The following is a 23885-nucleotide window of genomic DNA, read 5'->3' as shown; positions in this document are numbered from 1 at the left end:
CCGCCTATTGGCCATCGACTGACGACTATCAGCTTAATTTTTTGATCTCTTCCCACACAAAATTCATCAATTCCTGGATATGGGCCTGCGAAAAATCGAACGGCACATGGGCAGCTTCGTAAATTTCCCGAATAGGTTGTTTGTAGCCCAGGCTCAACGCTTGTTTATACCCATCCAGGCCTAATTTGGGATCACGACGGTAGTTTCGCCAGACACCTATGGCTCCTAGTTGTGCAATACCATATTCGATATAGTAAAATGGCACTTCGTATAAATGGAGTTGTCGCTGCCAAATGTATTCCTTATAATACGCAAACCCATCCCAGTTGGTGATTGAATCGGCAAACTGGTCATAGATTCGAATCCAGTTCTCACGACGATCGGCATCAGTATGCATCGGGTTCTCATAAATCCAGTGCTGGAACTTATCGATGGTAGCTACCCAGGGCAAGGTTTCGATAATCGACTCCAGATGCTGAAGTTTCGCCCGACGCAATTCTTCCGGATTCTCAAAGAATACATCCCAATGGTCCATCGACAGCAATTCCATGCTCATTGAAGCCAGCTCGGCTACTTCCATCGGTGGATTTCGGAAGGCTTTCAGGGGCAAATCGCGGGTCAGGAATGAGTGAACAGCATGTCCTCCCTCGTGCACCATCGTCACCAGGTCGCGCAGGCTGGATGTAGCATTCATGAATATAAACGGAACGCCAATCTCTTCGAGCGGGTAGTTATAACCACCTGGCGCTTTTCCTTTCCGCGATACCAGATCCAGATGCCCCATCGCCCGCATAATACGCAGGTCATCGCCTAACTCTTTATCTAGCCGATCGAAGCAGGTGATGGCTTTTTCGAGCAGTTCGTCGCCGGTCGCAAATGGCTTCAGCGGAGGCCGCCCCTCCACATCTACTTTAGCATCCCAGGGACGGAGCGGGTCGACGCCCAGCTTCTGCTTCCGTTCCTTTGCCAGTTCATTCAATAAGGGAACAACCGCTTCGGCCACTGACTCGTGAAAATTAACGCAGTCCTGTGGAGTATAGTCAAATCGGCCCAGCGCAGCAAAGGCATAATCGCGGAAATTAGCAAATCCAGCGTTGACCGCCACCTGATGCCGCAGCGTACGCAAACGGTCGAAGAGTTGGTCGAGCGTTTCGTGGTCCTGGTAACGTCGCTCCCAAATTTTCCGCCAAGCCTCTTCCCGCACCGATCGATCAGTCGACTGGAGCAAGTCACTGGCTTTAGGTAAGGTCATTTCCTGCCCATCAATGGTAACCGTCATGGCTCCGACCACAGCGCCGTACTTCCGTTCTTCGGTCTGGAGTTCGGTCTGAATTGGAATATTCTCTTCCCGGAAAATTTCGATGGCTTTTTTCATGCCCCGCACCATTACCTCGTAGCCTTCGTCGGTCAACTGGCTCAGGTAAGGGCTGTTTACCGCCTTCAGGTCAAGCTCATTGCCAACGGCAGTCATGGGCGGCTGGATCTCAGCGATGAAAAAATTGAGGCTGTTGATCAGTTCTTCGTTGGCTGTATCGCAGGTCATCCGAATGTACCGCCAGGCAAAATCTTCCGATAGATACGATTCCAGTTCGCTCCGATCAATCAGCCACTGCCGCAGCTCGTCGGCGTTATTGAGCGGGCGCTCCAGCAGGTTATCGTACAGGGATTTAACATCGTCCCAGCTTTGTAGGGTTATGCTTTCGCCGATAAATGGGCGAGCAGGTCGGGCAGGAATGGTCAGTGTTTCGTTGGCAGTCATTCGTAATTCGGCTGGTGAAGCCTTTGGCTTATTATTAAAGACAAACAGCAATATAGCGGCTTCCCAGCCGCCCTACAATAAGTGATTCCAAAACTTTTTTGTTCACAAATTTGCATCTACGAAAATCTTCGTATATAATTGCTACGAAATATTTCGTAGATCAATTATGAAGCCAACAGACGCTGAACTTGAAATCCTGCACGTGCTTTGGGCGAATGGCCCCAGCACCGTTCGACAGGTATATGATATTCTAGGACAGAATCGCGAAATTGGGTACACAACAGCCCTGAAACTGATGCAGATCATGTATGAAAAGGGGTTGCTCTCGCGGGAGGAAGATAGCCGTTCGCACACTTACACGGCGGCCGTTACTGAAGAAGACACCCAACGAAGTCTGGTTGACCGCTTTGTTGAGACAGCCTTTCGGGGATCGGCCTCAAAACTGGTCATGCAGGTGCTGGGGCAACACAAAGCCTCACGCGAAGAACTGGATGAAATTAAAGCCCTGCTAGATCAAATGAATAATGGGTAATGAATAATGCATAATGCATAGGCCGTCATTAGCCATTATCCACTATTCATTATCCATTATCCATTGTACATTTTCATAAAAGACCTCCTATACTCATGAACGCTTTCCATTTTTTGTCAAATCCGGTAACCGATGCCCTGGGCTGGACATTGCTTCATGCCATCTGGCAAGGTTTCGCGTTGGTACTACCACTTGCTGTCGTGTTGCATCTATTGCGTGGCCGGTCTAGTGCCTTACGCTATCAGGTAGGTGTCCTGACGTTATCCCTACAGGTTTTAGCCTCTATCGGCACGTTTTTCTGGTGCTATACACCTGCCACAGCCATTAAAGCCTTACCTATATATGGCTCCAAAGCCATTATTTATCCTGTACGCTGGCAAACCGTAGCCCAAACGCTGCCCTGGCATCAGCAGTTACAGCAGTTTCTGGAGGCTCACCTGAGCCAGTTCGTACTGATTTACCTGATTGGCGTGGGCTTATTTGGGTTACGACTGGCCGGTGGCTGGTTCTATCTGCAACAGTTAAGTCGAACGGCCTTGCCACCAGCTACCAAAGGCTGGTCACAGATGACCGATCGGCTCCGGTCGGCGCTGGGTATTCGGGGGCTCGTTCAGATCCGTGAGTCGGCTCGTATTGCCGTTCCGATGGTGGTCGGCGTGATCAAGCCTGTTTTGCTGCTTCCGATTGGATTGGCAGCCAATCTATCCATTCGGGAAATTGAAGCAGTTCTCGCCCATGAACTGGCGCATATCAAACGGTACGACTATGCGGTGAATCTGTTGCAATCCGTTGTCGAAGTGCTGTATTTCTTCCACCCGGCATTGTGGTGGCTCTCTGCAAGGGTTCGGGAAGAGCGGGAGCATTGCTGCGATGACCTGGCCGTACAGGCCTGCGGGGGTGATGGACGCATACTCGCTCAGGCCCTCGCCCACATCGAAGAATTACGCCTAACGCAGCAGATCCAGGCCCCTTCGCTGGCGATGGCGTTTGCGTCGAAACGCCAGCAATTGCTGCATCGGGTGCGACGGGTACTGGGCGTACCAACCCGGCCCTTTATTTCAAACGGCAGTCTGGCGGGTCTTACACTAGTGACGATTCTGTTGATGAGTGTATCCGTCTACGCCGTCCAGAAACAGGATAATGACAAGCCCAAGCACCAGACTACGCAACCTCGTCCATTGAAGACGACCCGCAAGCATAAAGTGGATAGCCGTTCGGAGTACGGCATGGCCGATCACGAACATATAAGCTATGTTGTCTGGAAAGGGCAACGACTTTCGACTGAGCGGGTGATGCGGTTACAGCATCAACTGGACGGCGTAATGGCGGGGCAACTATCGCTCGATAATATTCCCCAAACCGACCGCGACATTCTCCTGACGATCATTGAAAAAAACCAGGCATTCGATAGTGGCATGGACGCGTTGTCGGAAGGGCTGTCGCATATCGATCTGTCAAACATATCGGTGGCTTCTCTCAATAACATACCTGCTACTCTCAGCGGTACGATAGACGGATTGACCCATGTAAACCACGGTGGACTTATTGGCGATGCATTTCCCTCTCTATCGGGGCTTGTTCCTCATGACACGCTTGATCGACTGCGAGGTTTGCAACAGCACAAGATGGACAGCCTGAATCAATTGATGCAACAGCAAACGCGGCAAATTCAGGCCTTACAGCTTCAGATGGAAAAAATGCAGTTTCCGATCGAAGAATCGGAACGGAGCCAACAAATGCTGGAATGGCGCAAACAGAAACTGATGCAGCAACGTATGACCCTGATCGAAAAGCAACGGCAGGCTATGTATCAGCAGGAGGGCAAGCAAAAGGCAACGCTGGATGAAGTGGAAAAACAAGTTGCCGCGTTGGAGCCCGAAATTAAAAAGCAGGAACAGGGTATCGAAGAGATTAACCAGCAGATCGAAGGTGCTCAGACCCGGATGATGGATGCCCGAAAACCGCTGGAAAAACTGGAACGTGAAGTCCAGCAATTGAACGAACGTATGGAACGTCTGTCGAAAGAAATGGGTGAACATGTTATACGTTTGTCGGAACTATCGATGGATATATCGGATGTGGATCTTAATAATCCAGAATTTGAACGATCTGCGCGAGCCAGCCGTGGTTCCCGAAAAATTCGCCCGATGAAAGCACAATGGCGTTATGTACCTGGCCCAATGGCTCCCGCAGCCCCAGTGGTTGCCCCTCATCCATCCGTTCGGGTACATGTAGCGCCAACACCCGCCGTTGCTCCTGATGTACACGTTGTACCCGATGTTGATGCGCCCGCTCCACCCGCCCGTGTCACTAAGCCAGCGGCACCCCGAGCAACACCCAAACCACCAAAAGCTCCCAAACCTGAAGATCAGTCTGGCATCACGCCTGCATTCGATAAGGAGAGCCTCATTGGCCAGCTAGGGTCAATGCTTGACAAGGAGCCAAGACTTAAGGCAGCTTCGCTTACATTCAATACATCAAAGGGACAAGTACAAGGATTTCAGGTTCGTTCTGTAGCTTTTCGAAAAGGAAATGATTCAAAACCAGGCAATCCTGCAATAGTAATGCTTATCGACTCTGTTGACGTTCACGAATAGAACCTATTCAAAGATTCTGGCCTTTTTTGATTAATTTTTGTCATTTCGACCGTAGGGAGAAACCTCAAGATTTACTATCAAGAAATTTGAGGTTTCTCCCTACGGTCGAAATGACAAAAATTAATCAAAAAAGGACGTTTAACTGGTATAGAGCAAACCCTGAGTCAAACCTTACTCAATCTCAATCACCACATTCGAGCCGACGGGATGAGCCACACAAGTGAGTACATAACCCGCTTTAAGTTCAGATTCCGACAGGCCATCTTCTTCATCGAGTTTGACCTTACCTGAAACGCAGCGGCCCATGCAGGCCGTACACATACCCGCCTGGCAGGAATACGGTAAATCAATATCCAGATCCAGCGCAGCTTCCAGAATGGTCTGATGGGGCGCTACGGTGAATTTATACTCGCTGCCTTCATACAAAACGGTCACCTCCGGCGTTCCTGAGTCGGCAGCCGTCATGGGCTCTTCGACCACGTCGCCAGCGGTAACCGGGGCATGGGCAAAACTTTCTTTATGCACATGCTCGGTTGACACACCCAATAGCGCTAATGCCGAACGGGCTTCAGCCATCATGCCATCAGGTCCACACAGGTAATAACTGGCATTCTGACGCTCTGCGGTTGGCAGTTGCTCCAGCAACTTGCTGATTGAATGTTGGTTCAATCGGCCTTCTACTCCTGTCCAGCCATACGTAGGCTGACTCAGCACGTGCGTCACCTGAAACCGCGAACGACCATAGGCCTGCTCCATCGCATCCAGATGCGATTTATAAATAATAGACGATTGGCTTCGATTGCCATAAATCAACCACACCCGACTATTGGGTTCCACATGCAAGGCCGACTTAGCCATCGAAAACAAGGGTGTGATACCGCTACCGGCGCCAATCAGCACAATAGTCCGTCGGTTCTGCGGGTCCAGCTTCGGCACAAACGTACCCATCGGTTCGAGCGTTTCCAGAATATCTCCGGGTTTGATCCGATCGCAGAGGTAGTTGGAAACGGTTCCACCGGGTACGCGCTTAACTGACACCGATAACGACACATCCATATGCGGAGACGACGACATCGAATACGAGCGACGAATTTTCTCTCCGTTAATATTGAGCAGAAACGTCAGAAATTGACCAGGCTGATAGCGAACTTCTTCGTTGATGGGGTGCCAGAAACTTATTGTCACGGCGTCGGGCGTTTCCCGAACGACGTCTTTTACTTTCAAAAAATACCGATTTGCCATTCTTTCAGGTAGTTGTCTTTTAAACACAGAGGAACGGAGAGCGCCCCCGAGAACACAAAGAAAACTCTGTGGCCTCTGTGTCACCCTCCGTTCCTCTGTGTTTAAACGCTTTTACAAAGGTACATCACACAGATGATTGATGAAACTGAACCAAACGTTCGACGGGCGCTTTCAGAATATTACCCATAATCAGGCCTGTTTGTTGAACGGCTATTTGCAATGGCTGGGAGAAATAATGGGCGATAGACCCTACAAAATGCACTGGCCATTGGCTGGACTCGGGGAAACGTTTCACGTACGTTGTCAGAAATAACGTAAACGCATCGGTGACCAACCCAGCGATGTAGGGATGCGTCAGATGATCGGACAGGAAAGGGGTAAACGACGCAAAATAGCGATTCGGATAAGGTTTCTGGTACGCGTTTTCAAGCAGTGTTGGCCGGTCCAGCGCGTAACGGGTCTGAAACAACTCTCGGAGATCGACGGGTAAACGCTCCTGGAAAAAATCCCGAACAAGCGTTTTGCCTAAATACCCTCCGCTTCCCTCATCGCCCAGCCAGAATCCTAACGATTGAATACCCCGACTGATTTTTTCTCCATCGTAGCAACAGGCATTAGAACCCGTTCCCAGAATACAAACAATACCGGGTTCATGGCCGGTTGCCCCCCGAGCCGCACCCAGCATATCGCTATTTACATCAACAATCTGTAAACCAGGCAGTATCGCCTGTATTGAATCAGCGACAATATGATTCACAGCAGGCCCTGTACAGCCAGTCCCATAGAAAAAAACCTTACTGATACCCGCATCAACCACATACGGAAGCAATTGCGTTCGTAAAGTTTCTGTCATTTGGGCCGTTGTCTGATAATAAGGATTCAAACCGTCCGTTTGAATAGCGTGGGTTTGGCCATCCGTATCGACAAGTCGCCAGTCGGTTTTCGTAGAGCCGCTATCGGCAATCAGTATTGACATGTTTCGAGTTTAAAGTAATTTTCCAACTACCGAAAATCGGTCAAAAACGCCGTTGGTATGAGGAGCATCGGCCAGCTCGTCGGTGAGGTCCTGACCAGCCCAGTGTTCATAATGATGGCCGTTACGCCATAGTCGTGATTTCGACAGATCGTAAATAAGGCCCTGGTAGGCGCACCAGATCTCGTCACGGTCCTGACCATTGCGTAAAGCGAGTTGTGAACGCGTATAAGCGGGTAATGGGTTGTTAATAGGCATCGTCCGCTTAATCAGTTGAATGAATAATTAGGCATCAATTTTGTAAGTAACCTCAAAATTAACGTAACTTTAGCCACTTCTGATTCTCTGATATTTAATACACCATGAGAAAGACTTATTTTATCGGTTTCTTTTCGGTAATAAGCATGTTCAGTCTGATAATGGGCTGCAAAAACAATAAAGTTGCCCCTGTTTCGGAGCGGATTGCCAAAGTCTGGACAGCCAGCAAAGTGGACGAAAACAGCACGACTGTTTATACGAAAGGAGCGACGAGCAATATCCGCAACTACACCAGTTTTAAGCTTGATCTGAGCAGCGCCCCAACCGTAAAGTATACCGAATTTGATGGCAATACCTTCACCGGCCAGTATTCGCTACCGGATGACAATACCCTGAAACTGACGAACCTGAATCCGTCGCCAACTGGTGATAACGGTACTATCACGTTTACGATCAATTCTATTGATGACAACAATCTAAAATTGACCCGGACGACCAACAGTCAGAAAACGGGCGGTACCACAAACGTCTATACGCTCACAAATCCGTAAGGCGTTCATAAACCAATTCTCAAAAAAAGCCGTTCCGTAAATCAATCGGAGCGGCTTTTTTTAATGAATAATGTAAAATGGATAATGAGTAATGGAAGGTTAGGCAATGCGGTACCATTATTCATTGTTCATTATCAATTATCAATTATCCATTCTGCATTATTCATTCCACATTATTCATTACTATGACTGACTTAAATACAATTGGCGAAGTTGGCCTGATCGAACGAATCCGACAATCGACTTCGCTACCCGTTCATCCCGAAACCGTACGCGGCATTGGCGACGATGCGGCCGTATTCGACTGGGGTGCTGATTATGGCCTGCTGGCTACGGATCTGCTTGTCGAAGGTATCCATTTCGACCTTTCGTATGTACCGCTGAAACATCTAGGTTATAAAGCCATTACGTTTGGGGTTTCAGACATTGCCGCTATGAATGGGCTACCCATTCAGGTGACCGTTGGTGTTGCCCTGAGTAGCCGCTTTCCGGTCGAAGCCGTCGATGAATTATACGAAGGTATTCGGGCTGCCTGTACTGCGTATAGTATCGATCTGGTTGGGGGCGATACAACAGCCTCACGGTCGGGATTGGTTATTTCCGTGTCCGTACTGGGCAAGGTACCCAAAGAGTTAATTACCTATCGGAATACCGCTCAGGCGAATGATGTAGTCTGCGTAACGGGCGATCTGGGGGCGGCTTATCTGGGCCTGCAATTGCTGGAACGTGAGAAGCAGGTTTTTTTGGCCGACCCAAATATGCAGCCCAACCTGTCGGAAGAACGATCTTATCTGCTTCAGCGTCAGCTCCGGCCCGATGCCCGTACCGACATGGTTCATGAACTTCGGGATCTGGGTATTCGGCCAACGGCCATGATCGACATATCGGACGGACTTGCTTCTGAACTGCTGCATCTTTGCCGTCAATCCGGTACCGGCGCTGTCATTTTCGACGAAAATATTCCGATTGATGATCAGACTCACCTGACTGCCGATGAATTTAAAATCAGCCCGGTAACGGCTGCTCTCAATGGTGGAGAAGACTACGAATTGCTGTTTACTGTCCGGCCGCAAGTATTCGAACAATTAGCGAACCACTCTCGAATTACAGCCATCGGTTACCTGACTGCCGACCCTAGCCAGATTGTGCTGGCAACCAAAGCTGGTCAACAGACGCCGATTCGGGCACAGGGCTGGGGACAATCCTAATTTTTAATAGAACGCAGATCATTATGATTTATGAAGATCTGCGTGAATCATAAAAATCATAACCATCTGTCGGTCCGCCAATGCGGTTCTATTATCAGTTCTAAAATGACACAAAAGCGGGTAAAGTTTGATTTTGAGCTTTATTTCACCAACGGCGGAAGCTTGAAAGGTGAGGATTTTCGCTTGGATATTGATGGCGATAGTATTTCAGACCAGGCGTTGATCGACTATATTATTGCTGATTTACGGTTGCTAATGGTTGGTAAAGCCCAGATTTCCAATAAGGAAATCATTACCGAGCCCCATAAACGAACCGCTTCGTTACCAAACCAATCAGGTACTCGATTCATCGATCTGAGCCATACGATTGAGAATGGCCTGGTTACCTACAAAGGTCTCCCCGCTCCTATCATCTGCGATTATCTGAGTCGCGAACAGTCCCGGAAACTCTATGAACCGGGCACTGAGTTCCAGATCGGCAAAATCGAGATGGTTACCAATACCGGAACCTACCTGGATTGTCCATTTCACCGTTTTGAGCATGGGAATGACTTGTCGGAGATAGGTTTAGAAGCTTTCACCGATTTGGAAGGCATTGTGATTCACGTTCCTTTTACCGATACTCTGGCAATTACCGAAGATCATATACGAAATTATGAACTGCGAAACCAGGCTGTACTCATTCATACCGGCTGGGATATGTTCTGGAATACCGAAGCCTATTACGAAAACCATCCATTTCTAACGGCCGATGCGGCTGCTTATCTACGCGATTGTGGGGTTAAACTAGTCGGTATCGATTCACACAATATTGATGATACGCGCGGGAATAGCCGTCCGGTTCATACAACACTACTAGGCGCCAATATCCTGATCGTGGAGCATTTATGCAATTTATCATCCATTCCAGATGAAGGATTTACTTTTACGGCTGCGCCCCCCAAGTTTAAAGGTGCCGGTACATTTCCGGTCAGAGCAATGGCGAAGATTGCAGGACAACCGTGACAATGGCTACGCTTTTAACCGTTATTATCTATACATAAGAGACTGCTCGCCAAACGGTGGCACGGCTGACTCCATAGTTGATAATCAGACGCTTGTATCAGCCGTGCCACCGTTTAAAATGCACTCTCACCCATAAACCCAGCTTACTAGTTTCCAAAACCTATGCCTAAGACATTTTCATCGTTCCAGTACTGGTTAACCACGCTTTGTATTGGCTTATTAGTCGTCAGTAGCTGTAAAAAAAGTGAGGAAGCACCCGATCCCGACATGGCCAAGAGTGTGATAGGAACCTATGCATTTACAACAATTAGCCTCGCTACCAGCACCCAATCCACAACGGTAGCCAGTGGTACCGTAGCCATGATCAGAAATGGTACGGCGCTGGACAAAGTTGACCTAACACTTTCGTACACTACAGCCAGCACATCGGGCAGTTCGACCTTTTCGGAAAGTAAAACCATCACGCTACAGCGCTCTGACAATACAATCGATTTGTACAATGGCAGCACAAAAGTGGGAAGTTGGGTGTCAGGTACCCTGAACCTTAGCAGCTATCCGTTCAACAACACAACGGTTAATCTTACTGCCGCGAAACAATAAAGCAGGACTTTCGCATAATACTTATTTCGCCCGAACGAATTTCGAGTAACAAGGTCGTTCGCAGCGGGGCAGGAACATGAGGGTATCGCCCTTAAACCGTAATCCCTGCTGAAAATAGACGTTAGCCCGGTTCGTGTTGATGTAAAAATTGATACCCAGGCTATCCGGATAAGTAGTATCAACCTTGTAATACTTGATAGGAAAATAGTAGGACATTGAGTCGCCATTAGCCGCTAGCTTTCCATCTGTATTAAATGTAAGCGTTTGGGGAATGCTGGCCGGGTACTTACTGAGAACATCAACCGATTTCGTGATTTGAATCGTATCTCTGACGTAGTGATCTTTCACAAAAACGGAGTCTTTGACGTACTGCCCGTTTATCAGCGTGGAATCGATTTTATAATACCCTTTAACAAAGACTGAATCGTAGGCATTTGTATTGACATTAACCTGAAAGAGCCGTGCAACAAGCCGCCAGGTACCTGTAACGCGCGTGTCGCCCACTCCGGGCGAAAATCCCGTATCGGTTTCTTTACACTCCAGCAATAGAGTGGTTAATAGCAGTGAAATACCTAGGTAAATTACTTTTCTCACGAGGTAATCTTAAAGCACCAGTTGCAAAGCTAACGAACAGATCGTTCCAGCCATTGCATCACTGGCGGTTCAGTAGCTGATTTATAACTTCCCGAATACTCAACGCATTCGGGAAGTTACTGGATGCTACACAAACTCCGTGCCCCGTTCTTTCGCGTCGGCCACAAAGTTTTTCACTTTCTGTTCCTCTTCTTTCCGGCAGATCATCAGGACGTTATCGTACTCAGCTACAATATACCCATCCAGTCCATTTACCACTACGAGCCGATCTTTGGGCGTTTTGATGATGCAATTTTTGGTATCGTACAACATGATGTGGCCGTCGATCACATTGAAGTCTTCGTTTTTGTCGGACACTTCATACAGCGATTTCCAAGTACCTAGGTCCGACCAGCCAAAATCGCTCAGCACCACATGCACATTGTCGGCCTTTTCCATCACACCATTGTCGATGGAAATACTTTTGGTGAGCGAGTAGGCTTTGTCAACAAACGCTTTTTCCTGTTCGGTATAATAGGCTTCGCTCCCTTCGGCAAAAATCTCAGCAACTTCGGGCAGGTACTTTTCAAACGCCTTGATGATGGCCTGTACATTCCAGACAAAAATACCGGCGTTCCAGACAAACTCACCACTGGCGACAAACTGCTGGGCCAGTTCGAGATGAGGTTTTTCGGTAAATGTCTTTACTTTTTTGATGCCCTCACCCGATTCGGCAGCATCCACTGTGGGAATATACTGTATATACCCATAACCGGTGTCGGGGCGGCTAGGCTGAATACCTAACGTAACCAGAATATCTTCTCCCTGGGTAGCCTGAAGCGCGGTTTGAATCGTCCGCTGAAACTCTTCCTCTTTCAGAATGATATGATCGGCCGGTGCTACAATGATATTGGCTTCCGGGTCATGCTGTGCAATTTTGTAGCAGGCATAGGCAATGCAGGGTGCCGTATTCCGGGCTATAGGTTCACACAGAACCTGATCGTCGGAAAGTTGCGGAAGCTGTTGCTGACAGAGGTCTTTATAGAGCGAGCTGGTAACGATAAAGATATGCTCAGGCGGGCAAATACCATCGAAACGGTCGGCAGTTTGTTGCAGTAAGGTTCGGCCGGTGCCGAGTACGTCGTGAAATTGTTTTGGATAGCTTGTGCGGCTGAACGGCCAGAACCGAGTTCCGACGCCACCCGCCATAATAACTACATACGTATGATTCATTGATACTTCGATAAGTTATAGCAAAGTTGCTAGTATATAACTGATTTTCGAAGTCCAAGTTACGATTTACAACCGAATGGAATGAAAGCGTCAGGAGTTTGGAGGGTGTTTTGTTTATTTTTTTAGCAGACGGCAACTAAATAGTAAACGACAAAGCCAAACCAGTAAATTAACTAATAATCACCACCAACCGCGCGCAGCAAGGCAACCGCATATTGCATTTCCTGACTACGCAGTTGAGCGAGTTGTTGCTCGGCCGTCAGAATCGTCCGTTGTGCATCGAGTACTTCCAGGTACGTGGCCAACCCGCGTACATAAAGCTCACGGTTATACTGCTCCGTCCGTCGGGCCAGTGTTAGCGTTTGTCCTTGTAGTTCAATTTGCTGGCGGAGCAGCGTCAGGTTATCCAGGGCGGTTTCGGCATCGCGCTGAGCCAGTTGGATCGCCTGCTGATACGTTTGTTGTGCCGTTTGAACCTGTTGCTTCGAGAGCGCAATGTTTTGCTTGGCCCGGTGCCCTTCATACAGTGGAACCGATGCATTTATACCCACAATGTAGGTAGCGCTACTGGGTGTAAACCAGGGCCCAATGCGACCAGAAAGCAGTCCACCCGAACCAACCAGATTCATACGTGGCAACGTGCTGTTTTGCTGAAGCGTTACCTGTGCCGTAGCCACCTGATTCTGTCGAATCAACTGAATTAAATCGGGCCGACGCTGTAGCTGTTCGGGCGCTACGCTGGCATATGGGTAGACAGGAGCGGTTGTCGGTAGTGCGCCTACCGGCACCGAAAACTGAGTAGGGTCCTGTGCACAAAGTTGCGCCAGCCCATTAACCAGTTCAACACGGGCGCGTTCCAGCCCTTTAAGCGTTACCTGCAAGGTTGCATAATCGGTTTCAGCTCGCTGTACATCGATCTGGTTGATCAACCCCACACGAAAACGTTCACGAAGTATTGAAAGGGTCGTATCACGGGATTGGATATTCCGACGAAAAACGGCCTGTTCGGCATCATTGCCCCGAATAAGCAGATAGGTCCGGGCAATATCGGCCGCCAGTGAGAGCCGGAACGCCTGATAGTCGGCCACGCTGGCTTGTGCCTGTAATTCGGTTACGGCAATGTTACTCCGAATTCGTTTGAACAGATCCAGTTCATAGCTGGCATCGATAGGCAGTAACTGAAATGTATTCAGTTGAAAGCGCGGTAACTCATCCGGCGCGGCTGTTGTCAAGGCCAGCGGTCGGTGTTGCGAAAGACTTTGCGTCGTAATCAACGCCGAACTCCGAAGCGATGGTGACAAAAACGATTGGGCCACCCGCACCCGAATCCGACCTTCTTCCAGACGACTCAATGCTGCTTTCAGGTTCGGACTATTATCAAGCCCTAACTGAATTAATGATTCGAGCATGGGATCGCTAAACCGCTTGAAACCACTGACCGTCAGAGTAGGCGCCAGATCGTTATCACCAGACGTCGATGTTATAGCAGGCAATGGTGTACTGCCAGGTGTAGTCCCTGGATTTTGCGGTTGAACAGTACCCTGGCCGGTTGCAGGCGTGGAATTCGGCTGAATCGTAACGGAACCACCCGTTGGGTTAACGGGTGTTGTTTGTGCATAGACGAGCCCGCTACAAGCCAAAAACCAGATGCTAAAAATATGTTTCTTCATTTACTTACTTGCCACTGTTTTTTCGGCCATTGGCTTCCGAAGCCTTACTTTCTGTCCATCCCGAAGCTGATCATTGGGGTTGGTAACGACAAATTCGCGCCCGGTTAATCCACTAGACGCTTCGAGGGTTGTCCCATAGTCGCGGCCAAGGGTAATGGGCACAAAGTGCACACGCTGATCCGTATCAACCACAACGACCTGCGGCCCTTGTGGCGTTATTTGCAGAGCATTGGCCGGAATCAATACGGGTGCATTCGCCGAAATCATGTCGAATTTGACCTGACTATACAAGCCCGATGATAGGGTTCCTTTAGGATTTGGAATGACCACTTCAGTCAACAACGTTCGAGACTCATTGCGTAGAGTTCCCGATGTCCGAACGACCTTACCTGTAAATTTCTGATTTTTCAGTTCAGGAATAACGACCGTTGCGGGTAAACCTACTTTTATATATTGGAAATACGTTTGCGGTACATCGACGAATACCCGTAACGTACCGATTTCCGAAATGGTGAACAGCGGCTGTCCAGCGCCCGGCGACACCAGCACACCGTTTTCGGCTGTACGGGTGGTTATCACCCCGCTGAACGGAGCCCGGATCTGCTGTAGGTCTTTCAGCGCTTCCAGTCGACGGACATTAGCTTGCGCAACCGTAACGGCCGACTGTCGGGTATCAACATCCTGTTTGGCTACGGCACCCGGCAACTGTACACTCTGCAAACGATCCAGATTCGTCTGGGCGAGTTGCTGGTCGGCTTTGGCACGGGCAATATCCTGATCCAGTTCGGGCGCATCGATGGTAGCCAAAAGCTGCCCTTGCTTCACCTGTGTGCCAATATCCACATACCACCGACGCAAAAAGCCTTGTGTACGGGCATACAAAGGCGTTTGCCGAAACGGCTGGATTTGCCCCGGCAGTGTGAGGCCGGTTGTATCCGACGAGTATTTCAGCGGCACCGCATTCACAATCGGCTCCCGATTTTTTTCGGCAACGGCTTCTGCCTTTAACTCCTGACTATTGCGAATGCGCGGTAGCACCCCGAAAAAAACAAACAGGGCGATCAGGGCCAGGAGTGGAATAATGATTCGAAACGCTTTCATATAAATCCCTAAAAGTCAATCAATTCAAACGCTGTATGGTTCGTATGGCCTCTTTGTTGAGTGGACCATACAAATGTGGAAACTCTTCATTATTGGTCGACGGCTCATATCGCAACTCATACGTCAGTTTCTCCGTGTCTACGTGCAGCAGTAATAAGTCCGGCACGTTCTGATAATAGCGGCTCAATGTTCCATCAACCTGTTCTTTCTTCGACAGGTGAATAAACCCTTCGGTCTGCAAACTGGCGGCTTCATAAACCGGCTCATTTTCGTAACGAGCCCAATCGGCTGCCGGAACAATATGATAGATCGTGCTCATATTATGTTAAATGAACAATGTAAAATGAATACTGAACAATTACTGATGATCAACACGCTTACCATTCATTATTCATTTTACATTGTTCATTATTCATTCGCCATATACTTATTCCACTTCCTCCGCAACCGGAGTGGCATTTACGGGTTTAACATCAGTTTTGCGAGCCAGATAACTGAATACAACCGGCACAAATAGCAGCGTTGTAAACGTAGCCAGCAACAATCCACCTATGACAGCCCGGCCCAATGGTGCGTTTTGTTCGCCCCCTTCACCTAATCCCAGCGACATCGGCAGCATCCCGATAATCATGGCAATGGCCGTCATTAGAATGGGGCGCAAACGGGTACGACCTGCTTCCATGGCGGCTTCATAGGCATTTCCGGCCACTTCGGGCAGGTAATCCTTCGCAAAACTCACCAGCAGTATACTGTTTGCCGTAGCAACCCCCACACTCATAATAGCGCCCATCAGCGAGGGAATACTAAACGTAGTACCCGTCACAAACAACATCCAGACCATACCGCACAAGGCTCCGGGCAAAGCTGTGATGATGATGAACGGATAGCGGAACGACTGGAAGTTGACCACCATCAGCAGATAGACGAACAAAGCCGCAAACACAATCCCCAGCCCCAGCCGGTTGAAGGCGCTCTCCATACTTTCGACCTGGCCCCGAATCGAGATTACGTTTCCCGGTTTCAACTGGGTTTTGTACTCAGCAACCAGTTTGTTCAGTTCCTTTGCTACCGACCCTAAGTCGGTTTTTTCAACCCCTCCATAAATGTCGTAGGATGGTTGCGTATTGACCCGATTGATGATGACGGGAGCCGTGGTGCGCTTCACCGTGGTAATGTTGCTCAACAGTTGCGGGCTTGCCTGTTGGCCGGGTGTAATCGGTGTCCGTAACAGTTTCTCGTACGAATCCAGTTTGTAAGGAGGTGTCTGTACGGCAATGATGTAGGGAAAACCAGTATTAGGGTCGGGCCAGAAGTTCGGGCGGGTTTGACCCGTACCACTCAGCGAGATGTTCAGGTTGGTGGCTACGCGTTGCTCCGTTAGGCCGAACTGGCTTGCCCGCTCGCGATCAACATCCAGAAAGAGTTCAGGCGCATTCAGCACCTGATGCAGGTGCACATCGACCAGGCCCGGAATCTGTGCCATTTTTGCCTGCATTTCACGAATAATCTTCAGGTTGTTGGCCCGGTCAAAACCTGACACCTGTACGTCGATGGTTGACGTCAGGCCGAAGTTCAGGATCTGGCTAACAATATCGGCAGGCAGGAAAAAGTAGCTTATCTCCGGCATTTCTTCGCGCAGTCGTGCCCGTAATGCACGAACATACTCATCCGTCGAGTGCGAGCGGTCTTCATTCAGCGAAATCAGCAATTCGGAATCGGCCGAACTGGCCGTCGCATTATCGGAGAAGAAGAAGTTATACCGCTCCGACGTCAACCCGATATTGCTGATGACCGAGCCAATTTCGTCATGAGGAATCACCTCCCGAACAATCTCGGTGGTTTTCGCTGAAATCTGCTCAGTAGCTTCCAGCCGGGTTCCGGCAGGTGCCCGCATGTGCAATCGAATTTGCCCCGCATCAACATGGGGGAAGAAATCACGGCCAACAAACGGCAACATAACCAACGTTACAGCCACGACACCGACAAAGATCACAAATACCGTTCGACGGTGGTTCAATACCCACTCCAGTGCCCCCATATACCGAGCCTGAAACCGGTCGAAACCTGCATTGAACCGATTATAAAACCGACGAAAGGCACTCGGCCGTTTGTTGCGGTGATGTTCGTGCTGATGTTCATTTTTCAGCATCATATCGGCCAGGGTAGGCACCAGCGTTCTCGATAGTACATACGAAGCCAACATCGCAAATACGACCGCTTCGGCCAGTGGCCCAAACAGGAATCGGGCGGGACCTTCCAGGAACAACACCGACGTAAATACGATACAGATGGTCAGGGTCGAGACCAGCGTGGGCGTAGCGATTTGCTGCGCCCCTTCCAGAATAGCCTGCCGAAGAGGCATTCCCAACTCTTCATTGCGGTGAATATTTTCGATAGTAACCGTTGCATCATCGACCAGAATCCCGATGGCTAGTGCCAGTCCACCCAAGGTTTCGATATTCAACGTTTCGCCCAATAAATACAAAACGATCAGCGACGTCAGAATCGACAGCGGGATAGAAATAGCGACAATCAGTGTACTCCGCCAACTACCCAGAAAGAGCAGAATCAGCGCAGCCGTCAGTAAAGCAGCAATTAACCCTTCGATCAATACCCCTTTGATCGACGCCCGAACAAATAACGACTGGTCGAACAAGGCTTCAACCCGAAGATTGGCCGGAGCAGCCGCCCGAATCGTGGGCAAAATCTGATTCTTGATTTTATCGACAATCTCCGTCGTCGAAGCATTCCCCGTTTTCACAATCCGCATCAAAGCCCCCTTGCTCCCATCCTGTTTGACGATATTGGTCTGGATAGCAGACCCGTCGTGTACATTGGCCACGTCGCGCATGTGTACCGTTGTCCCCCCGACCACTTTAATCGGAATATCGTTCAGCACAGAAATTACATCAGGCTTCGAGTTCAGTCGGACGTTGTATTCCCGATCAGCTACGCGCAGCGAACCACCCGGCAAGGTCAGATTCTGGGCAGCTACGGCATTAGTTACTTCTTCGGGCGTTACGTTATAGGCAATTAACTGATCCGGGTCCAGATCTACCGCAATCTGACGCGTTTTACCGCCAAAAGCCTGTGAAAGACGACTACCGGGCACCGTCGAAATCTGAGGACGAACCCGCGTCTGTGCATAGTCCGTAATCTGCGGTTCGGTCAGACTATCCGATGACAGGCCCAATTGTAATACCGGCACGTCCGTAGCATTATACCGAACAATAAGAGGTGGCTGCGTGCCGGGCGGCATCCTGACCAGAATGGTCTGTGAGATGGCCGTTACCTGGGCAATAGCCTCTTCAATCTTTACCGTTGGCTGGAAGTAAATCTTTAGAACGGCTGTGCCATTATAGGTCTGCGATTCGAGCCGTTGAATATCACTTACGTTGTTGATGAGCGACGTTTCGGAGAAGTTGGTGATCATCTTCTCCATTTCATTGGTCGACAGACCGCTATACCCCCAAATGACGGAAACAACCGGAATGTTGATACGCGGGAAAATATCGGTAGGCATCTGCGTTACGGCCAGCCCACCCATAATCATAATCAGCAACGCCATTACGGCGATGGTGTATTTCTTTTCTAACGCTAAGCGGACAATCCACATAGTAAACCTGATAAGTGTTCGGTAAGCTCGATTGACAGCTATACTGACCTAACTCGTCGTAATTCTGGTCAACACTGGGTCAAAATTACCAGTAGTCTAGCTGGTAGAACAGGTAGGTTTGGTAGTTTCAATGGTAAAAAATGCAGATTCCTAAAGTTGGGTCCGTAAATTTACCAGTTACGGCGTCAGGCGGCCAGTACATATCCTTGTTCCCGGTACGCTCGTGGGGTTATACCCGTAACACTTTTAAAGAACTTGGTAAAGTTCGACGGATCGTCGAAATGGAGTCTGTACCCGATTTCGGCTACCGTCAGATCCGTGTTCCGAATCAGGTTCTGCGCTTCAAAGACCGTTCGTTCGCGAATATGCTGTAAGGCTGTTTTACCCGTATATCGTTTTAGTATATCGCTTAAATAATGGGGATGAATATGCAGTCGATCAGCCGCTTCGTGTACCGTCAGCAAAACGGGGGCTTCCTGGCTGGGGTCCGGCAGATAATACATCTGGAGCAGACTCTGAAACCGTTCAACCAGGGAAATAGGCTGCGAATAATCTATTGCCGAAAGGGTTTGCCGATAAATCTGACGCTCTTTGATCAGTAGGGCCTGCAACAGGTGGTACGTCAAATCGAGCCGGTCCGCCTTCGTTCGATTGGGATTGTTAAATTCCTTATCAATCAACTCAAACTGGCTGTATAGTTCAGCCACTTCGGTTGGCGTAATATGAATTAATGGTTGAGCCCCTTTTCGGTAAAATGGATATTCGCGCATCGGATCGGAATGAACAGAGCGCTTTGTTACAAATTCCGACGTGAACATAATGACATACCCATGCCATTGATCCTGCTTATGAATCGACCGAACTGTCCACGGCCGAAGCACGTACAATGTACCAGGCTGAACACAATAAGGAACCCCATCCAGATGAATGGTACCGCTTCCTTCGGTTACCAAAGCGGCCACATACATACTACTCCGAAACGGTGGAATTACTTCGCCCGGCCCACCAAACTGCTCGAAAGGAAAAATACCAAAGCAGCGATTCGTAGCGTCGATGGATTTTACCACCTTCAGAAAATCGGGCAGATTATCGTAGTAAGGAATCGGTTGCGTTTCCACGGTCTGATGAATACGTTGCTAGTACAAATTGAAGGTATTGGCTTCGTAGTAATTCTTACGGAAGTATTACTACCTAACAACCCCGTTTGCCTGAGTAGTATTGAATAAAAACAAGACAGCAGTCCCGGCTTATTTTTATTTCTAACTTATGGTCAGGCAATTTAGTTGCATTTTTCGAAAAAACGCAATAGCATAATTGACTTATTCTAAGAATAAATTAGTTGCCCTTCGAGATAGCGTCTTCCTGGAAGTTTAAAGCTTTCGGTAAGCTTTTGTAAAGCTGATTTTTCGGTTAGTCGGGCCATTTCTCCAGACCAGCGGCAATGCGAAGGGCTCGCTGTACATCTTCCCAGTATAACCCACTTTCATAGCCCGTCGATATACGATCGCAGGTTTCCAGAAAATCATTCGCATCATCAAAACGTCGCAAACGAAGCAAGGCTTGGCCATCATCCGGCGCAGGAGGAGTAGGGGTTTCCATTGGGTCTGAGGTTTTGTTACAAAGGCAAATGTAAGCTATCCGTATACTTGACACTCAGCCTTAATCGGCTGCGTCGATACGCTGAACAAACAAGGAGCTTTAGAAGGGAATGGTTGTAAAAGCCAATTATTGGAGTAAAGTCACTTTTTCTTTCCTGCTTTAAGCTGGTCCGTAAAAAAAGCCAGCATTCGGTCGTAGTATGTGTCGATCATGACACCGGGTCCATGACCACCACCGGGCACAATGACTAACTGGCTTTTGACCTTCTCTTGTTGCAAACGCTCATACAGCTTTTCACTCTGGCAATGGGGCACCAATGGATCTTTGTCGCCATGAAAAATCAAAAAAGGCGGGGTATCGTTCCGAACATAGCTCATCGGGCTGGCAAGCGCACACTTAGCGGGATTTTCCTGAATAGGACCGCCAATCAGCGAGGATTCGGGCGATTTGGCCTCGTTATGCGAAAATGAACTCCCACATTGGTCCATGATTAAAAAATCCGTGGGCCCAAACCAGTCGACTACGGCATTCACGTGACTACTCGTTTGGGTAAATTTGCCAATCGACCCCTCGATATCTACCTCAAGACCTTTAACAGTTGTCTTTTCAATCCCATTGGTCGTACCGGTAAGCGAGGACAGATGCCCTCCCGACGACCAGCCGGTTATCCCAATAAATGAATTGTCAAGACCAAATCTGGATGCATTAGCCCGAATAAATCGGATGGCCGCTTTTACATCTTGAATCTGCGCGGGGAATTTGGCATCGCTGCTCGACCGGTGATTGATGTTGACAACCGCAAAACCACTGCTCAGCAATTTCTGCCCCAGCCCGACACTAAAAGTGGTTTCTTTGGCCGAATTGGAAAACCAGGCACTTCCGTAGATACAGACAACAACCGGAAAGGGCGCCTTACCCGTTTTAGGTAAGTGAATATCCAGCCGATGACCAATGTGGCTGTCACCAGCATAATCGACATCCAGCCAGTACTTCGAGGATTGAATGGCCACTTTGTCAACGTCCATCTCCGTGTTTTGCGCCTTCGCCAGCAAAGGAAGGAAAATAAGTAGCAGCGTACCGATCTTTTTCATACTGGAAAAAGGAACTGTCTTACCTGTTATACCCAACGAGCTGCCAACCACCAGGCTAGATAAATTTAAGCCGCCGATGACATTTCTGCGCTTGCAACTGTGTGTTCTTCCCAATCCAGGTCACCTTTGTCTAATGAAGGTAATGTTGTGAACATCATCTGGCTACGCTGCTGAATATCCATCAACGCATCACGACCCGCTTGCCAGCGATTGACTACGTTTACCTCGCGCACCCATTCAGGTTTTCTGGCCATATTCGCGCCAAGAAAATACTCGGGCATTCGCTGGGTCATTTCCGCTATCAGTTCAATAATCGATCCATTGATGATCAAATCGGGCGATTGTTTGGACAACTGAATGAGTGCCCGCGCCATAGAGGCCGAATAAAAGGCACAGTCAATATCCTGATGACGAATTGGAACGCCATCGTGTAAACGCTGAAGATTAACGCTACCATCTTCCAGTCGGTCGGAAGCAGGTGGCTCACCAACCGGTTGAGGAAATACGGTATCGACATACCGCTTGAACTTAGACCACCAGGGTGGCAGCGCATTGGGTTTTAGGGTATCGCAGAAGATAATGCGCTGGGGAAGTTGCGGATGTTCTGTATCCATCAATAAAAGCGCTGCCCCCAGGTGGCGGTCGTCGGCAGCATGACGGCGCTGTACTACGAAGCAATGAACCGACTTTACCCCCTCCTGATGCAATTGTTCAGTCGTCTTTCGGATTATTCGCAACGAATCTTCCATATAACCTTCCGTAACCACATGCACCGTCAATGCGTTCGAGAATAAGGCTTCACGATGCAGTTGGCGAGCAATTAGATTCAGGGCCGTTTCGTCGGAACGTCGAGTGCCAAAATAACAGCCTATATCCTCTCTCGCAGCGCTATCGGCCAGGTCAATAGAATTACCATAGCCATCCTGCCGACTCTTTGGACTGTACCGGAACGGTACCTGTCCATATTCGTGGTGGGCCGCCAGGTTATAAATACGCTTTTCGAACGTTGATAACAACGGCTCGTAGCCATCGGGTTGAAAAAACACCCGTGTATCGGGGCGAAGTAAATGCCGGGCGATGGGTTCTTCCTGCAACAGCCTTTCGAGTGCATCTTCATGATGCGCAAAAAAGCTACGCAAAGCGCCTTGCTGAAGAAAGGTATCGGTATCGTTCTGATCGTCAAAACCCCGATCAATCCAGAAAAGAGTGCCTTGGTCGATGCAATGGTGTAAGTAGTGTTTTACGGCCTCGTCGAAGGCGGCATTGGCATTCAGGGCGGCTTGTTTAGATAAATTGGTTAGACAAGTTTGGGGCATATCCACCGGTTCAGGTTTGTTGAAACCGGTTGGCACGAGTGCGGTCATGTACAGGAAACGGGCTCAAAAAAGTGTGTATAAATATACGGCTTTCTGTGCAATTTTTTATTGGCTGTATGCCTCTGAATCATGTTTATTTTAACTTATTGTTTATTATTCGCTTTCGGCATTTTCTACAGCCCTCGTTTTCAATTCAACAGGTTTTAGAATACTACACTGGAAATACTCGTAACTTTGCCGTCCCATTAAACAAATGCAATTATGCCAAAGGCACAAATGAACACAGATAAGGGCACGATGCTCATCGAATTTTTCGATAAAGATGCCCCCAAAACGGTCGACAACTTTATTTCGCTGGCTAAAAAAGGATTCTATAACGGCGTTATATTCCACCGGGTTATTCCCAATTTCATGATTCAGGGCGGTGACCCAACGGGTACGGGTGCAGGTGGCCCAGGGTATACGATCGACTGCGAACTGACCGGTGATAACCAATACCATGACCGGGGTGTTTTATCAATGGCTCACCGGGGTCGGAACACGGGTGGTTCTCAGTTTTTCATCTGCCATAATCGTCAGAATACCCAGCACCTTGATCGTAATCATACGGTTTTTGGAAAAGTCGTTGACGGACTGGATGTAATAGATACGATCCGTCAGGGTGATAAAATCAACAGCATTACTATTCTGGAAGAGTAATCGTCTGTTCCTTTAAAAAAGAAAATGCCTGGTATGAATTCATACCAGGCATTTTCTTTTTTAAAGGAATACTACAGAGCATATTATTGCCATTTCATATACCTTATGACTCAATATATATTATCTTTTATAAAATTAGGACTTTCGCTTATAGGGTAATTGCTGTAATTCTGGGGTTCGCTAATTCTTGACTCAAATAGTCGGAAAACAGCCTGGTACGTACTCGATACATGGTTTCACCCACTTGTCGAGCCTTAACTTT

21 protein-coding genes and 1 pseudogene are annotated in these 23885 nt (G+C 48.7%); 7 read left to right on the top strand and 15 right to left on the bottom strand.

What is annotated here, in order from left to right; all coding sequences use genetic code 11:
- Window positions 1-28 precede the first annotated feature (28 nt).
- Entirely contained in the window at window positions 29-1759 is a 1731-nt protein-coding gene (locus ACYVFD_RS22395; RefSeq protein ID WP_461092742.1) for a M3 family oligoendopeptidase, read from the bottom strand.
- 166 nt (window positions 1760-1925) lie between these two features.
- Between ACYVFD_RS22395 and ACYVFD_RS22390 the strand changes: the two genes are divergently transcribed.
- Together ACYVFD_RS22390 and ACYVFD_RS22385 are read left to right on the top strand one after the other, a co-directional pair.
- Window positions 1926-2291: a BlaI/MecI/CopY family transcriptional regulator gene (locus ACYVFD_RS22390; protein WP_461092741.1), complete on the top strand. Its 366-nt coding sequence runs from the start codon at window positions 1926-1928 to the stop codon at window positions 2289-2291.
- A 95-nt stretch (window positions 2292-2386) separates the two neighbouring features.
- A complete protein-coding gene (locus ACYVFD_RS22385; protein WP_461092740.1) occupies window positions 2387-4888 on the top strand; it encodes a M56 family metallopeptidase in 2502 nt (833 codons plus the stop codon).
- Window positions 4889-5059: 171 nt separating this feature from the next.
- On the opposite strand, the gene ACYVFD_RS22380 is transcribed toward ACYVFD_RS22385, so the two are convergent.
- The 3 genes from ACYVFD_RS22380 to ACYVFD_RS22370 all read right to left on the bottom strand — a co-directional run bounded on the left by ACYVFD_RS22380 (window position 5060) and on the right by ACYVFD_RS22370 (window position 7361).
- Entirely contained in the window at window positions 5060-6130 is a 1071-nt protein-coding gene (locus ACYVFD_RS22380; protein ID WP_461092739.1) for a 2Fe-2S iron-sulfur cluster-binding protein, read from the bottom strand.
- Between the two features lie 124 nt (window positions 6131-6254).
- On the bottom strand, window positions 6255-7106 hold the full coding sequence (locus ACYVFD_RS22375; RefSeq protein ID WP_461092738.1) for an N-acetylglucosamine kinase: 852 nt from the start codon (window positions 7104-7106) through the stop codon (window positions 6255-6257).
- A 9-nt stretch (window positions 7107-7115) separates the two neighbouring features.
- On the bottom strand, window positions 7116-7361 hold the full coding sequence (locus tag ACYVFD_RS22370; RefSeq protein ID WP_461092737.1) for a cytochrome b5 domain-containing protein: 246 nt from the start codon (window positions 7359-7361) through the stop codon (window positions 7116-7118).
- Between the two features lie 104 nt (window positions 7362-7465).
- Here ACYVFD_RS22370 and ACYVFD_RS22365 point away from each other — a divergent pair, with 104 nt between their 5' ends.
- The 4 genes from ACYVFD_RS22365 (at window position 7466) to ACYVFD_RS22350 (ending at window position 10725) form a co-directional block, all read left to right on the top strand.
- Complete coding sequence (locus tag ACYVFD_RS22365; RefSeq protein WP_461092736.1) at window positions 7466-7912, top strand: hypothetical protein; 447 nt, start codon at window positions 7466-7468, stop codon at window positions 7910-7912.
- A 185-nt stretch (window positions 7913-8097) separates the two neighbouring features.
- Complete coding sequence (gene thiL / locus ACYVFD_RS22360; RefSeq protein WP_461092735.1) at window positions 8098-9120, top strand: thiamine-phosphate kinase; 1023 nt, start codon at window positions 8098-8100, stop codon at window positions 9118-9120.
- A 30-nt stretch (window positions 9121-9150) separates the two neighbouring features.
- Window positions 9151-10125 (top strand): cyclase family protein, encoded by a 975-nt coding sequence (locus tag ACYVFD_RS22355; protein ID WP_461092734.1) that lies wholly within the window; start codon window positions 9151-9153, stop codon window positions 10123-10125.
- Window positions 10126-10287: 162 nt separating this feature from the next.
- Window positions 10288-10725 (top strand): hypothetical protein, encoded by a 438-nt coding sequence (locus ACYVFD_RS22350; protein WP_461092733.1) that lies wholly within the window; start codon window positions 10288-10290, stop codon window positions 10723-10725.
- A gap of 21 nt (window positions 10726-10746) precedes the next feature.
- On the opposite strand, the gene ACYVFD_RS22345 is transcribed toward ACYVFD_RS22350, so the two are convergent.
- From ACYVFD_RS22345 to ACYVFD_RS22300, 10 genes are all read right to left on the bottom strand, one after another.
- Complete coding sequence (locus tag ACYVFD_RS22345) at window positions 10747-11319, bottom strand: hypothetical protein (protein ID WP_461092732.1); 573 nt, start codon at window positions 11317-11319, stop codon at window positions 10747-10749.
- A 126-nt stretch (window positions 11320-11445) separates the two neighbouring features.
- Window positions 11446-12531, bottom strand: coding sequence for a mannose-1-phosphate guanylyltransferase (locus ACYVFD_RS22340; RefSeq protein ID WP_461092731.1), 1086 nt, complete (start codon window positions 12529-12531; stop codon window positions 11446-11448).
- A 173-nt stretch (window positions 12532-12704) separates the two neighbouring features.
- Window positions 12705-14201 (bottom strand): efflux transporter outer membrane subunit, encoded by a 1497-nt coding sequence (locus ACYVFD_RS22335; RefSeq protein WP_461092730.1) that lies wholly within the window; start codon window positions 14199-14201, stop codon window positions 12705-12707.
- Window positions 14202-15302 carry an efflux RND transporter periplasmic adaptor subunit gene (locus ACYVFD_RS22330; protein WP_461092729.1) on the bottom strand — a complete coding sequence of 367 codons (1101 nt, stop codon included), beginning with the start codon at window positions 15300-15302 and terminating at the stop codon, window positions 14202-14204.
- Between the two features lie 19 nt (window positions 15303-15321).
- A complete protein-coding gene (locus tag ACYVFD_RS22325) occupies window positions 15322-15621 on the bottom strand; it encodes a DUF952 domain-containing protein (protein WP_461092728.1) in 300 nt (99 codons plus the stop codon).
- A 108-nt stretch (window positions 15622-15729) separates the two neighbouring features.
- Window positions 15730-18918, bottom strand: a complete 3189-nt coding sequence (locus ACYVFD_RS22320) for an efflux RND transporter permease subunit (protein ID WP_461092727.1) — start codon at window positions 18916-18918, stop codon at window positions 15730-15732.
- A gap of 185 nt (window positions 18919-19103) precedes the next feature.
- The gene (locus ACYVFD_RS22315; RefSeq protein WP_461092726.1) at window positions 19104-20036 is read right to left on the bottom strand and encodes a helix-turn-helix domain-containing protein; all 933 of its coding nucleotides are present in this window, start codon (window positions 20034-20036) and stop codon (window positions 19104-19106) included.
- 292 nt (window positions 20037-20328) lie between these two features.
- Window positions 20329-20517 (bottom strand): hypothetical protein, encoded by a 189-nt coding sequence (locus ACYVFD_RS22310; protein WP_461092725.1) that lies wholly within the window; start codon window positions 20515-20517, stop codon window positions 20329-20331.
- A gap of 140 nt (window positions 20518-20657) precedes the next feature.
- Complete coding sequence (locus tag ACYVFD_RS22305; RefSeq protein ID WP_461092724.1) at window positions 20658-21608, bottom strand: prolyl oligopeptidase family serine peptidase; 951 nt, start codon at window positions 21606-21608, stop codon at window positions 20658-20660.
- Window positions 21609-21673: 65 nt separating this feature from the next.
- Window positions 21674-22972, bottom strand: a complete 1299-nt coding sequence (locus ACYVFD_RS22300) for a hypothetical protein (RefSeq protein WP_461092723.1) — start codon at window positions 22970-22972, stop codon at window positions 21674-21676.
- Window positions 22973-23185: 213 nt separating this feature from the next.
- Between ACYVFD_RS22300 and ACYVFD_RS22295 the strand changes: the two genes are divergently transcribed.
- On the top strand, window positions 23186-23623 hold the full coding sequence (locus ACYVFD_RS22295) for a peptidylprolyl isomerase (protein ID WP_461092722.1): 438 nt from the start codon (window positions 23186-23188) through the stop codon (window positions 23621-23623).
- Between the two features lie 148 nt (window positions 23624-23771).
- Here the strand turns inward: ACYVFD_RS22295 and ACYVFD_RS22290 are convergent.
- Window positions 23772-23885 (bottom strand): annotated as a pseudogene (locus ACYVFD_RS22290) (IS701 family transposase); the annotation flags it as partial.

The organism is Spirosoma gilvum (assembly GCF_054776815.1).
Note: the sequence above shows the minus strand (reverse complement) of the source record. Positions and strands in the feature narration are given on the sequence as shown.